At 69.4% G+C, this 13,035-nt stretch carries 13 protein-coding genes; 8 read left to right on the forward strand and 5 right to left on the reverse strand.

Annotated features, from left to right (window positions below):
* Positions 1-38: 38 nt before the first annotated feature.
* The 3 genes from D451_RS0101830 to D451_RS0101840 all read left to right on the forward strand — a co-directional run bounded on the left by D451_RS0101830 (position 39) and on the right by D451_RS0101840 (position 1,853).
* Positions 39-542 (forward strand): helix-turn-helix domain-containing protein, encoded by a 504-nt coding sequence (locus D451_RS0101830; protein WP_017533213.1) that lies wholly within the window; start codon positions 39-41, stop codon positions 540-542.
* 114 nt (positions 543-656) lie between these two features.
* Entirely contained in the window at positions 657-824 is a 168-nt protein-coding gene (locus tag D451_RS0101835) for a BldC family transcriptional regulator (RefSeq protein ID WP_014908989.1), read from the forward strand.
* Positions 825-1,598: 774 nt separating this feature from the next.
* Entirely contained in the window at positions 1,599-1,853 is a 255-nt protein-coding gene (locus tag D451_RS0101840) for a glutaredoxin domain-containing protein (protein WP_014909624.1), read from the forward strand.
* Between the two features lie 101 nt (positions 1,854-1,954).
* Here the strand turns inward: D451_RS0101840 and D451_RS0101845 are convergent, their stop codons facing one another.
* Complete coding sequence (locus D451_RS0101845; protein WP_017533214.1) at positions 1,955-3,238, reverse strand: ArgE/DapE family deacylase; 1,284 nt, start codon at positions 3,236-3,238, stop codon at positions 1,955-1,957.
* Positions 3,239-3,282: 44 nt separating this feature from the next.
* Positions 3,283-4,626 carry an MFS transporter gene (locus tag D451_RS0101850; protein ID WP_017533215.1) on the reverse strand — a complete coding sequence of 448 codons (1,344 nt, stop codon included), beginning with the start codon at positions 4,624-4,626 and terminating at the stop codon, positions 3,283-3,285.
* 130 nt (positions 4,627-4,756) lie between these two features.
* Here D451_RS0101850 and D451_RS0101855 point away from each other — a divergent pair, with 130 nt between their 5' ends.
* The gene (locus tag D451_RS0101855) at positions 4,757-5,887 is read left to right on the forward strand and encodes a PucR family transcriptional regulator (RefSeq protein WP_026124746.1); all 1,131 of its coding nucleotides are present in this window, start codon (positions 4,757-4,759) and stop codon (positions 5,885-5,887) included.
* A 121-nt stretch (positions 5,888-6,008) separates the two neighbouring features.
* Here the strand turns inward: D451_RS0101855 and D451_RS0101860 are convergent, their stop codons facing one another.
* Positions 6,009-6,326 (reverse strand): heavy-metal-binding family protein, encoded by a 318-nt coding sequence (locus tag D451_RS0101860; RefSeq protein WP_014913610.1) that lies wholly within the window; start codon positions 6,324-6,326, stop codon positions 6,009-6,011.
* A 222-nt stretch (positions 6,327-6,548) separates the two neighbouring features.
* Between D451_RS0101860 and D451_RS0101865 the strand changes: the two genes are divergently transcribed.
* From D451_RS0101865 to D451_RS0101875, 3 genes are all read left to right on the forward strand, one after another.
* Entirely contained in the window at positions 6,549-7,136 is a 588-nt protein-coding gene (locus tag D451_RS0101865; RefSeq protein WP_017533217.1) for a dihydrofolate reductase family protein, read from the forward strand.
* A 26-nt stretch (positions 7,137-7,162) separates the two neighbouring features.
* Positions 7,163-7,786, forward strand: coding sequence for a dihydrofolate reductase family protein (locus tag D451_RS0101870; protein WP_017533218.1), 624 nt, complete (start codon positions 7,163-7,165; stop codon positions 7,784-7,786).
* Between the two features lie 169 nt (positions 7,787-7,955).
* The gene (locus D451_RS0101875; protein WP_017533219.1) at positions 7,956-9,584 is read left to right on the forward strand and encodes an AMP-binding protein; all 1,629 of its coding nucleotides are present in this window, start codon (positions 7,956-7,958) and stop codon (positions 9,582-9,584) included.
* A 45-nt stretch (positions 9,585-9,629) separates the two neighbouring features.
* Here the strand turns inward: D451_RS0101875 and D451_RS0101880 are convergent, their stop codons facing one another.
* Positions 9,630-9,899: an HPr family phosphocarrier protein gene (locus D451_RS0101880; RefSeq protein ID WP_014909910.1), complete on the reverse strand. Its 270-nt coding sequence runs from the start codon at positions 9,897-9,899 to the stop codon at positions 9,630-9,632.
* Between the two features lie 462 nt (positions 9,900-10,361).
* Here D451_RS0101880 and ptsP point away from each other — a divergent pair, with 462 nt between their 5' ends.
* The gene (gene ptsP, locus D451_RS0101885) at positions 10,362-12,074 is read left to right on the forward strand and encodes a phosphoenolpyruvate--protein phosphotransferase (protein WP_017533220.1); all 1,713 of its coding nucleotides are present in this window, start codon (positions 10,362-10,364) and stop codon (positions 12,072-12,074) included.
* Positions 12,075-12,230: 156 nt separating this feature from the next.
* On the opposite strand, the gene D451_RS0101890 is transcribed toward ptsP, so the two are convergent.
* Positions 12,231-12,878: a TetR/AcrR family transcriptional regulator gene (locus D451_RS0101890; RefSeq protein ID WP_017533221.1), complete on the reverse strand. Its 648-nt coding sequence runs from the start codon at positions 12,876-12,878 to the stop codon at positions 12,231-12,233.
* Between the last annotated feature and the right edge of the window lie 157 nt (positions 12,879-13,035).

Genomic DNA, 13,035 nt, shown 5'->3' on the forward strand with positions numbered 1-13,035 from the left:
CGATCACCCGCTTCCCCTCTCCGATCTGGAGTCTTCGAGTGAACGAACATGACGCGGACTCCCTGTGCGCCGACAGTAAGAAGGCCCTCGGCGTCCACCTGAAGCGGTTGCGCAAGGCGGCCGGGTTGAGCGGCTATCGGTTGTCGGGGGTGGATCAGTCGACGGTCTCCCGGATCGAGACCGGACGCATCCGCCCCTCCCACGAGCTTCTGACCAGGCTCTTGGACGCCTATGAGGCCGACCAGGAGGGGCGGGAGCAGGCCTACCTGCTCTGGGATCAGGCCCAGTTGCCGCTTCAGACTCGACGTCGGCTGGTCGAGGGCGCCCGCGCCGCGTGGGACCAGGCCGCCCGCCCGGCCTGCGGTCCCACCCTGCTGGCCGGGGCTAGCGCGGCCGAGGACGCCGCCCGCTACCTGACCCGCGCCCAATGGGCCGGCAACAGCCCCGCCCGCAGGAACGCCCTGCTGGACGACGCCGAAGGACGCCTGGTCCAGGTGCTGGCCGCGCTCCACGCCGCACGCACACGTATACGGGAACGCTGATCGTCCCCTGGCTCGAAGACCACGCGCTCGTGTTCCGACATGGGCGCCTCGAACAACCAAACCCCCGACGACCCCCTTTGAGAGAAGAACATGACGCAGCCGGATGTCGACCCCATGGACCTGCTCACCCCCCAAGAGGTCGCCCAGGCCTTCCGGGTGGATCCCAAGACCGTGCGCCTATGGGCCCAGGAAGGAAGACTGCGCTGGGTCCGCACGCTGGGCGGACATCGCCGCTACTTCAAGGCCGACGTCCAACGCCTGCTCACCGAACCCGGACGATGACCACATGAACAGACATTTCAATGAAAACGGGATGACATGACCGCTCCCGAATAGATCAGCGGTGGACGGTCCGTGATGACCGAGACCGTGATCGGGAGCAACACAAGAACGTGAGGGCCGGCTGGATGTCGGAGCCGCGGGACTGGAGACCCGCCGGCTCCGATCGGGACCCTCCGCGGGGCCGCATCCTTCGGGGTGCGGCCCTGGCCATCGAGTGCCCGATCAGGATGCCCCGAGCGCTTCGACCTCGCGTCCCATGGGTCACACGGAGAGGTGGTGGGGGTGCTTTTCGCTCGTTTTTGTGAAGCGGACTTTTGGGTGGGGGCTGCCAAGGTGCCGGGAGGTTCTTGTCGGTGTGGGGCTCTAAACTCTAGGGAGAAGGTCTGCTCTACGACCTGTGTCGTTGACAGGTCGGGAAGAGGGCGGGGATGGTCGGGTTGAAGAGTCCTGGTCCCGCGTCGATTCCGGGGGTCTCGATGAGAAGCCGAAGAGCTCTGATTTCAGCGCGGCGCCGGGGGCGGATGTACTACCGGATGCCTTCATCGCCCCTGCAAGGGGTAGCAACAAATGGTGTTCCTTGAGCTGGTTGCGTTTGGCCAAGCCCTCATCGCCCCTACGAGGGGCAGCAACATCTGATCTAGATCTGCGGAGGGCACCTGAAGCAGTCCTCATCGCCCCTATGAGGGGCGACTACTCCACTCCCCGTATGCCCCTTGGAGGCGCATTTGGGGCGGTCGGGCAGACTGGCGGGGAGACCATCCCGAGGGAGGACGGATGAACGAGGCGGCGATCCGCGTCTACGGAGCCGACTGGTGCCGGGACTGCCGACGTACGAAGAAGCAGCTGACCGAGCTTCAGGTGCCCTTCGAGTACATCGACGTCGAGCACGACACGGCGGCCACGGAACAGGCCCGGGAGATCTCGGGGCGGACCAACATCCCGGTGGTCGTCTACCCGGACGGCTCCCACCAGGTCGAACCGGCCAACGCGGAGGTCGAGGCGAAGCTCCGCGAGCTGTCGCTGCTCTGACATGAGGACGGCGCCGCACCCTGCAAGCAAGGGTGCGGCGCCGTTTCATTCGACCAGGTCCTCGACGAGGGGCCGTGGGTCCGGCCTACCCCGAAGCCGTGTCAGGAGGCCTGTTCCAACCCGCACCACGCGGCGATGAACAGGGCGATGGACTTGGTGATCCGCCGTACGGACTCGACGTCGACGCGCTCGTCATATCCGTGGATGGCCTCGGAGATCGGCCCGTAGACCAGCGCGGGAACCCCCTGGTACAGGGTGTAGACACGCCCGTCCAGGTAGCCGGGGGTGGTGAAGGTCCTCAGCTCCTCCTCGAAGACGGCCCGGTGCGCTCCGCGCAGAACGTCCTCCGCCTCCGTCCCCTCCGGTAGGACATAACCCTCGGAGTAGAAGCCGGTCCGTTCGCCCACGGCCTGGATGGGGTTCCCCGCATCGTCCGTGGTGGTGTTCCGCAGAACCTCCTCGATCTGCTCCCAGGCGTCGTCGGCGCTCACCCCGGGATAGAGCGCCGCCCGGACCTGGAGCTCGCACCAGGCGGGAACGCTGGACGGCCAATCGCCACCGGTGATCCCACCGAGGTTGAAGTTGATGGGGTGGTCGAGGTCCTCGAAGTAGGGGTGCCGGTCCTTCTCGTCGTTCCAGCGCCGTTCGAGCTCGCGCAGTCTCCCCATCACGTGGTGTGCCGCGTCGATCGCGTTGAACCCCGACGTCATCTCCCTCGGGTGCGTGGGGTGCCCGGCGACGCGCACGGTGAACCAGATGACGCCGACGTTGGCGCGGACCAGCATGTCCTCCTCCGGCTCGGGGATCAGGACGGCGTCGGCGCGGTAACCGCGCTGGATCGTCGCCAGCGATCCGTTGCCGGTGCACTCCTCCTCCGCCACGGACTGGAAGTGGATGCGTCCGGTGGGCATGAACCCGGCCTTGAGCACGGCGTCGTAGGCGAACAGGTTGGCGGCCAGCCCCGCCTTCATGTCGCCGCTGCCCCGCCCGTACAGCCAACCGTCGATGACGGGGGCGTCCCAGGGGGACCGGGTCCATTCCTCGACGGGGCCTTCGGGGACCACGTCGATGTGGCCGTTGAGGATCAGCGAACGACCCCCGCCCTGGGCGGGCGTGTACGTGCCCACCACGTTCTCGACGCCCTCGTAGGAGACCTTGATCTTCCCGGCCCCGGGGTGGGCGGAGATCTCCTCGGGGTCGAGCTCCCAGCGGTCCATGGTCAGGCCTCGCCGCTCCATGGCCTCGTACATCAGGTCCTGTGCCGAGGACTCCCGAGTGCGCAGGGAGGGGTGGCGTACGAGTTCCTGGGTGAAGGCCAGCTGGGCGTCGAAGGCCTCGTCGACCGCCGCTTCGATACGCGCGATGACTTCGGGTTCGAGGTTCAAGTGGATCTCCTGTACTGAGGTCGTGGTGGGTGTGGACGGGCGCTTCACACCTTGGTCGTCGGTGCGTTCTCGGCGGCCCGGGTGTCCGCGGCTCTGATCCGCTCGCCGGCCACACCGCCGAGCGCGGTGATGGCGCAGATGCCGATGAGGACCAGCACCGCGGGCCAGGACGCCCCGTCATCCACGACCAGAAGCGCGGTGGCGATGAGCGGAAGGAAACCGCTGAGGGTTCCGGCGAGGTTGTAGCCGAGGGAGACGCCGCTGTAGCGCAGCCGGGCCGGAAAGAGGTCGGCCAGCAGCGTGCCGGTGACGGCGTAGGCCAAGGTGATGAGGCAGATGCCGATGGTCACCGCGATGGTGATCGCCCAAGGCTCGGCCGTGTCGATGAGCCGGAAGAGGGGGAAGGCGGCCACACCCGTGGTCACGGCGCCGATCACCGTCATCCGGCCGGGGCCGAAGCGTTCGGCCACGCGTCCGGCGATCAGGGTCGTGAAGATCTGGAAGACGGCGGCGACGAGCGTCGCGTTCACGACCGCCTGTCGGTCGACCTCCAGGACGGTGGAGGCGTAGGAGACCACGAAGGTCGTCATCATGTAGAAGCCGCCGACCCCCAGCAGAGCCGCGGCGACCGCCACGAGCAGGCGCCCTCCAGCTTCGCGGAACAGGGCCAGGGCGGGCACCTTGGCGCGGTCCTCCATCTCCAGGAGCTCCTGGAAGACGGGGGACTCCTCCACCTTGAAGCGGATGTAGAGGGCGATCCCGAGCAGCGGGAACGCGGCGAGGAACGGGAGTCGCCATCCCCAGGCGTCGAACTCGGCCGCGGGCAGCACCAGCACGGCGGCGAAGGCGGCGGAGGAGATGAGGGTGCCGACCGGGGATCCGATCTGGACCAGGGCGGCGTACCGGGCGCGCTGCCGTTCGGGGGCGTGTTCGATGGCGATGGTGATGGCGCCGCCCCATTCGCCGCCCACGGCCAGCCCCTGGAGGAGTCGCAGGACCGCGAGCAGGATGGGCGCGGCGATACCGATCGCGAGGTAGTCGGGGAGCACGCCGATGAGTCCGGTCGCGCAGCCGATCATGACGATGGTCGCCAGCAGCGCGGGTCGCCGGCCGTAGCGGTCGCCGATGTAGCCGAAGATCAGCGCTCCGATCGGCCTGGCGGCGAAACCGACGCCGAAGGTCGCCAGCGCCGCCATGAGACCCGCGCTCGGGTCGAGGTCGGTGAAGAACAGACGGTTGAAGACCAGTGCGGCGGCCATGCCGAACAGGAAGTAGTCGTACCACTCCAGGGCGGTGCCGACGAAGGCGGCGAAGGCGATGCGCTTCGCGTCGGTCGCGTTGACGTTGGGGCCTCGCGCGCTCGGAGTGGTCGGCTGGGGCTGTGACATGTGATCCTCCGGGAGATGTGCACCGGTCGGGCGGACCATCGACGACCAGGTGTGATGTCGATCATCGTCTTGGAAAAACACAACCTTCACAAGCGAAGAACGCCACGAGAACGCCGTCTAAAATGTGCACATGCACAAAACAGGGCAGTCTGAGATCATCCCCCGCGCGGCGGAGGCGTGCCTGGAGGAGCTGGAGGCCATCGCCTGGGCCTACGTCCGCAGGGTGCGCGAGCTGACCGGGTACGCGGAGACCGTCATCGATGACGCCGAGCTGTACGGCACCGCCCGGGCCACGCTCGAACTCCTCCTGGAACTCCTGCGGGGCCGGGAACGCCACGAGGAGCTGCGCGCCCACTCCGTCGAGGTCGGGCGGTCGCGCGCCCGCCGAGGGATCCCCCTGGAGTCACTGCTGCGAGCCGTGCGGATGGACTTCCGTTTCCTCTGGGAGGCGATGCGCGGGCACGTTCCCGAAGAGGACTTCCCCGGCTTCTCGGAGGAGGTCATCTCGATCTGGGAGGCGGTGGAGCTGCACACGACGCACGTGCAGACCGGGTACACGGACGAGATCGCGCGGATGCGCGCGGAGCTGGAGTTGGAGCACGCGTTCCTCCTCCGCCATCTGCTGAGCGGGTTCGGTACGGACGCGCGCCTGCACGCTCAGGCGGCCGAGGCCCTCGGGCTGGATCCCGACGGTGTTCACATCGTCCTGGTGGCCAACGAGAACCACGCGCGCGACTTCAGGGGGTGGGTCGGCGAGGCCCTGCCCGGCGCGTTCCTCCTGCGCCTGGACGGGGTCGAGTTCGCGATCGTTCCCGCCGCCGAGGTCACGGACGCCGCCCGGGAGGCGCTGGCGGCCAGGCCGGTCGGGATCTCTCCGAGCGCCCACGGCATCGGGGAGATCGCCGAGATGTGGCGTCTGGCCTGCGAGTTGGCGAAGTGGGCGCGGGACGGCGCGGCGGCGCGGTTCGAGGATCATTGGACCCGGCTGGCGGGCGCACGCCTGGGGGTGGTCGCCGAGGCCTTCGCCCGGGACGTCCGGTCCTCGCTCGGGAGGTACTCCCAGCGCGAGATCGACCTACAGATCGAGACGGTCGAGACCTATTACGAGATCGGTTCCATCACCGAGGTGGCGCGGGCGATGTTCTGCCACCGCAACACGGTGATCAACCGTCTCCGCAGGTTCGCGGAGGCCACCGGGCTCGACGTCGCCAAGCCGGTGGACGCCGCCGCGGCCCACCTGGCGCTGAGCGCCTTCCGCTAGGGGTGCGTTCGAGAGGAGGGGGCACCACCCCGACGAGGAACCCGGCCACGGGGTGCCGGATCCGAGCCTCACCGGGGCGGGCGGAAGCTCGTGCGGGCGGTGTCGCTCCGACGCGGGTCGCTCAGTCGAGCTCGTCGTCGGAGTCCTCCGCGTCGTCGACGAAGGTCACCGCGGTGCCATAGACGTAAGAGGAACCGGAGACTCCGACGCCGCCGACGATCCGCATGCCCACGACCGCGTCCGCGCCCTGCTCGCGCGCGTCCTGGCTGAGCTTGATGATGGTCTCTTCCGCGTCGTCGACGATGGTGGCCATGACCGGCCACATGTCATCGACTTCGAGGTCGCAGTAGTGCTCGGTGGTGACCACGGGCGTCTTGAGAGTGGACAGGTACTTGTCGGTCTCGTCCTCGACCGTTTCCGGCGCGTGCTCTTCGGACATGGGAGGCCTTCTTCTTCGCGGGGAGGGGGGATTCAGCATGCCAGGTCCCCCCGTACACCGGTGATCCGGGGCTCGTGAAGCGAAGGGCGCGACTCCTCAAAGGAGTGGTCGGATGACCGTTCTCATCGGCCTGTCGACGGGGCTCGGGCGGCGATGAGTTCGACGATGGTGCCGGGTCTACATCGTCGAGACCATCCGACCTCATCTCAAGGGGCAGGCACCATGACCACCACCTACACCTTCGACGTCTTCTCCAGCCTCGACGGCTTCGGCTCCTACGGCGAGGGCGGTGACTGGGGAGGCTACTGGGGCAAGCAGGGCCCCGAGTTCCTCCGACACCGGCTGGACCAGTACACGCCGGACCAGCGGATGATCTTCGGGGCGGGCACCTACCGGGAGTTCGTCGAACTCATGAAGATGGACCCCGCGGAGACCGGCGTGTACGACCCGTGGGTCGCGCGGATGCGGCACCTGCCGACGACCGTCGTCTCCGACACCGTCGAGGAACCCCTCGACTGGCCGGGGGACGCCCACGTCGCGCGCGGTGACGCCGTCGACGTGATCGCCCGGCTCAAGGAGGAGTCCGAGGTTCCGTTGCGCTCGCACGGCAGTCTGTCGATGAACCGCGCCCTGATGGCCGCGGGCCTGGTCGACCGGGTCCAGGTGACGATCTTCCCGGTGTTGACCGGCCGGTCCGGGACCGCCCCGATCTTCAAGGGGGCCGAGGACTTCGACCTCGAACTGCTCGAACACCACACCTTCGACGGGCGGATCCAGGAGCTCGTCTACCGCCCCACCCTGCACCACTGACCCTTTCGACCGCGAAGGAGGACATCGTGAGGCTGATTCTTCAGGAGTTCCTGTCATTGGACGGAGTGGCCCAGGGGCCCGGTTCTCCGGACGAGGACACCAGCGACGGTTTCGCGCGGGGAGGCTGGCTGGTCCCGCACATGGACGAGGAGTTCCTGAACGTCGTCATGGGCTGGTTGGAGGGGGCGGACGCGTTCCTGTTCGGTCGCCGCACCTACGAGAACTTCGCCCGCGACTGGCCGACGATGGACCCTGCGGAGGACCCGGCCGCTACGAAGCTCAACGGTCTGCCCAAGTACGTGGCCTCGCACAGTCTCACCGAGGCGACGTGGGAGCCGACCACGATCCTGTCCGGCGACGTGTTCGCCCAGGTGGCCGAGCTCAAGCGGCTCCCCGGCCGGGAGTTGCAGATCCACGGCAGCGCTCGTCTGGGGGCGTCGCTGTTGGCGGCGGGGCTGGTGGACGAACTGCGGTTGATGGTCGCGCCGGTGGTCGTGGGCGACGGCCGTCGGCTGTTCCCGGAACACGGCGTTCCGTCCGGGTTGCGCCTGCGCGGCAACCGGACCACGCCGGGCGGGATCGCGGTCCAGGAGTACGAGGTGGTCGGGGCGGCCGAGTACGGGAGCTACGAGGGCAGCGGGGGTTCCTGAGAGGGGAGTCGCTCGTAAGGGGTACCGGAGCCGGTCGGGAAGGGGTGGAACGCTTCCCTCAGGGCCGTGGGACGTGGTAACTGTGATCCGGGTTACATGGTGGGAAAGGTGGTGAAAACCGCCCGACCGGCCACGGAACCGCTGCCTCCGTACAGCAAGGAGCCCGGACTTGAGCAACACCGACCCCCGTCCCAGTTACGCCTCCGGTACCTCGACCACCCCTCTGCTCGGCGACACGATCGGCGGGAATCTGGCGCGCACCGCCGCCGCCCATCCCGATCGTGACGCGCTCATCGACCGCGGCCTGGGGCTCCGGTACACCTACCGGGAGTTCGACGCGGAGGTGGACCGGGTGGCCTCGGGCCTCCTCGACCTCGGGGTGGTCAAGGGCGACCGGGTGGGCATCTGGTCGCCGAACCGCGCCGAGTGGGTGCTCGTCCAGTACGCGACCGCGAGGATCGGCGCGGTGCTGGTCAACATCAACCCGGCCTACCGCACCCACGAACTCCGCTACGTCCTGGGCCAGGCGGGCGTCTCGGTCCTGATCTCGGCGCCCGCCTTCAAGACCTCCGACTACGCGGGCATGATCGAGGAGGTGCGCGGCGACTGCCCCGACCTGCGCGACGTGGTCCTCCTCGAAAGCCCCGAATGGGACGCGCTGCTCGCGGCGGGGGAGCGGAACGGCCGCGGACCGGTGGCCGAGGTGGAGGCGACCCTGTCCCCGGACGACCCGATCAACATCCAGTACACGTCGGGGACGACCGGCTTCCCCAAGGGCGCGACCCTGTCCCACCACAACATCCTCAACAACGGCTTCTCGGTGGGCGAGCTGCTGGGCTACACCGAGATCGACCGGATCGCGCTGCCGGTGCCCTTCTACCACTGCTTCGGCATGGTGATGGGGAACCTCGCCGCCACCAGCCACGGCGCCTGCATGGTCATCCCCGGCCCCGGATTCGAACCCGCCACCGCGCTCGACGCCGTCCAGGCGGAGAAGTGCACCTCGCTGTACGGGGTGCCGGCCATGTTCATCGCCGAACTGGCCCTGCCCGACTTCGACGACTACGACCTCTCCACCCTGCGGACCGGGATCATGGCGGGCTCGCCCTGTCCGGTGGAGGTGATGCGCCAGGTCATCGACCGGATGGGCATGGCCGAGGTGTCCATCTGTTACGGCATGACCGAGACCTCCCCGGTGAGCACCCAGACCCGGCGGGACGACTCCCTGGAGCGTCGCGTGTCCACCGTGGGCCGGGTCGGCCCCCACCTGGAGGTCAAGGTCATCGACCCCGCCACGGGGGTCACCGTGCCCAGAGGCACCCCAGGGGAGCTGTGCACCCGCGGCTACTCGGTGATGCTCGGCTACTGGAACGAGCCGGACAAGACCGCCGAGGTGATCGACCGGGGCCGGTGGATGCATACCGGGGACCTCGCCGTCATGGACGAGGACGGCTACGTGGGCATCACCGGCCGGATCAAGGACATGGTGATCCGGGGCGGGGAGAACATCTACCCGCGCGAGATCGAAGAGGTGCTCTACACCCACCCCGACCTGCTCGACGCGCAGGTCATCGGGGTCCCGGACCAGAAGTACGGCGAGGAGCTGATGGCCTGGGTGCGGATGCGCGAGGGCGCCGAGCCGCTCACGCCCGAGACGCTCCGGGCCTTCTGTCAGGGCCGTATCGCCCACTTCAAGATCCCGCGTTACGTGCACGTGGTGGACGAGTTCCCGATGACGGTCACGGGCAAGGTCCGCAAGGTGCAGATGCGGGAGGAGTCCCTCCGCCTCCTGGACTGAGGACAGGGTCGGCCCCCGCGCCTCGGCGGGGGCCGACCGCCCCGGTCAGCGGGGGTCGAGTTCCTTGCCGAGCATCTCCACGAGCCCGTCCAGCGCGCCGTCCGCGTTCTCGTCATCGCAGGTCAGCGTCACGGTCTGGCCGTGCGAGACGCCCAGGGACATCACGGCGAGCACGCTGCGCGCGTCCACCGCCTCGTGGCCCTCGTGGGAGATCATCACGGGCAGACCGGTCTCGTTGACGGCCTGGACGAACAGGGCCGCCGGGCGGGCGTGCAGTCCGAGGAGGGAACCGATGACAACGGTGCGTTCGGGCATGGTCTTCCTTGAGGGGTCTCGTCGCTTCGGGTCGAGGATCGGCCGGATCCGTTCGATCCGCCACAGGGGTCGGCGCGGTCGCGGGGACGACGCCGTCGGTGGTCATGACGTCGGGCCGGACACGGCGGCCCGGGAGGGGCCCGTGCGGGACGGCCCCGGGCCACGCTACTCCGAGGGACGTCCCGTGGCCATACGTGGACGGTGGGTGTTCGAGGTTCGTCGAAGCCCTACGGGGGAGGCCTTCCCTGGAGTGGGCGGTGAACCGTTCGGTCTCGAGGGGGTACGTGTGGGCGCCGCCGCGCGTCTTTCGCGGCCGGTTGTCCACAGATCCCGGATTCGCTCTGGTGCCGGAGACGGATCCGGGGTTGGGTGGAGAACACGGGAACACACAGCCCCCCGGTGCTCCGGCGGAACCCATCCCCACCGCCGGCGCACGGAACCCACCTGCCGCAGGAGAGACGCATGGAGCAGACGGACACCTCCCCCGCCCCCGACCGGTCGCTCAAGGGGATCGCCGCCGGGCCCGGAACCGCGGTGGCCCCGGTCGCCCGGATGGCGGCGCCACCCTCCCTGCCCGAGGTCGAACCGGAGGTCGGCGACCCCGACCACGAGGAGTCGACCGCCTTCGCCGCCCTGGATCGGGTCGGTGTCGACCTGGAGGAACGGGCCGCCCGCCTCGACGGCGAGGCCGCGGCGGTGCTCAACGCCCAGGCGCTGATGGCACGCGATCCCGAGCTGCGCAGGCAGGCCGGGGCGCTGATCCGCGAGGGCAGGGCGGCGGCCTGGGCCGTGCACGAGGCCTGCGAACGCTATCGGGAGCTGCTCCTGGCCGCCGGCGGCTATCTGGCCGAGCGCGCCGCCGACCTGGCCGACATCCGTGACCGGGCGGTGGCGGTGCTGCTGGGGCAGGCCATGCCGGGGCTGCCGGAGCCGGGCCACCCCTACGTCCTGGTCGCCCACGATCTGGCCCCCGCCGACACGGTGCGCCTGGACCCCGAGCAGGTGAAGGCCATCGTCACCCGGCTCGGCGGTCCCACCAGCCACACGGTGATCCTGGCCCGCGCTCTGGGGCTGCCCGCCGTGGTGGGCTGCCCGGGTGCCGAGGACCTGGCCGAGGGCGCCCTGGTGGCGGTGGACGGCGACGCCGGAACGGTCGAGATCGATCCCTCCAAGGACAGGGTCGAGAGCCTTCAGGGGCGGGCCGAACGCCGTCGTGCTCTGGCCGCCGAGGCCACCGGACCGGGCCGCACCCTCGACGGCGTCCCGGTGGCGCTGTTGCTCAACGCCGGGGAGGCCGACCCGGGCCGGAGCGCCGAACACGACGGTGAGGGCATCGGGCTGTTCCGGACCGAGTTCCTCTTCCTCGACCGCGACGAGCCCCCGAGCGTCGCCGAGCAGACCGCGGTCTACACACGCCTGTTCCGGGCCTTCTCCGGTCGGACGGTGACCGTGCGGACGCTGGACGCCGGCTCGGACAAGCCGCTGGGGTTCGTCGCCACCGGCGAGGAGGCCAACCCGGCTCTGGGGGTGCGGGGCTTTCGGACCTCGCGCGTCCACCCCCACCTGCTCGTCGACCAGCTGACCGCCATCGCCTCCGCCGTACGCGAGGTGGACAAGGACGAGGAGACGGCCCGGATCCGGGTGATGGCCCCGATGGTCTCCACCCCGGCCGAGGCGGGCGAGTTCGTCGAGCTGGCCCGCGCCGCCGGGATCGGCGAGGTCGGGGTGATGGTGGAGGTGCCCGGGGCGGCGCTGGCCGCCGAACGGCTGCTGAGCCGGGTCGACTTCGTGTCGATCGGCACCAACGACCTCGCGCAGTACACCATGGCCGTCGACCGGACCCTCGACACGCTCCCCGAGCTTCTCGACCCCTGGCAGCCGGCGCTGTTGGAACTGGTGGCCAAGGTCGGTGGCGCGGGGGAGAGGCTGGGCAGACCGGTCGGGGTGTGCGGTGAGGCGGCCTCCGACCCGCTGCTCGCCCTGGTGCTGGTGGGGGTCGGGGTGACCGGGCTGTCGATGGCCCCGCCCGCTCTGCCGGTGGTGCGGTACGCGCTGTCCCGGCACACCTTCGCCGAATGCCGCCGGTTGGCCGAGCTCGCCCTGACCGCCGAGAGCCCGGAACGGGCCAGAGAGGCGGTGCGCGAGGTGGTGCGTCCGGAGGTGGCCGGACTCTGAGAGAGCGGAGAAGGCAAGGGCACGAGGGTGGCCAAGGCCGTGTCCTGAGGTGACCGTGCCCGGGGTTCGCCCCGGGCCGGTACGGGGCCGCGCCTTGATGGAGACGCCGCAGCGCGCGGGGTGGTGCGGTGGGTCTCTCCTGCGGTCGGGGCCCGGTCAGGCGCTCCGGGCCTGAGGGGTGCCCCAGTCGTCGCCGATCGCCTGGGGAAGTAGATCGAGCTGTTCGAGGAAGGAGCGTAGAAGCCGCTCGGTGTTCTGGCAGCCCTCGGAGCACCAGTTCTGGTAGCCGTTGTTGAGGGCCGCGAAGAACACCGCCGCCACGAGGGAGGGGCGGGGGTCGGTGGCGGGGTCGACGCCCGCGCGTTCGCCCACGACCTGGGCGAGCTGCTCCTGACGCTGCCTGCAGTAACGCAGGTTGGTGTCGAGGATCTCGGGGCTGCGGGCGCTGAGGTCCTCGGTGGCGCCGATGAGGTGCAGACCCTCGCGCTCCAGATGCGCCCAGTGGTCGCGCATCGCGTTGCGCAGGGCGAGGAAGGGCGATTCGTCGGCGGGACGGGCGCGCAGGGCCTCGAACAGGATCTGGTCCACGCCCTCGGCGGCGGCCAGGACCACGGCCTCCTTGGAGGCGAAGTAGCGGAAGAAGGTGCGCTGGGAGACGCCGACGGCGGCGGCGATCTCCTCGGTGGTCGTGCCCTCGAAACCCCGCTCGTGGAAGAGGCGGACGGCGGTGTTGATCAGCTCTTGGCGGAGGCGGGCCTTCTTGCGTTCGCGCAGCCCGACCGGCTCGGGGCTCGTCGTGTTCACGGACGCGCCTCCCCTCGTTACCGGCCTCGACCGGATCTCGCCTTCCCCATCGAGGATACATGGAGAGCGATATGACGTCAGTTACTGACTTATGACAGCGGTTGTCAAGTGTCAGTCGCTGACATAATCTCGCCGAGACGATAACGGGATTCCTCGG

This window comes from Nocardiopsis alba DSM 43377, from assembly GCF_000341225.1.
In the GTDB taxonomy this organism is placed as follows: Bacteria; Actinomycetota; Actinomycetes; order Streptosporangiales; family Streptosporangiaceae; genus Nocardiopsis; species Nocardiopsis alba.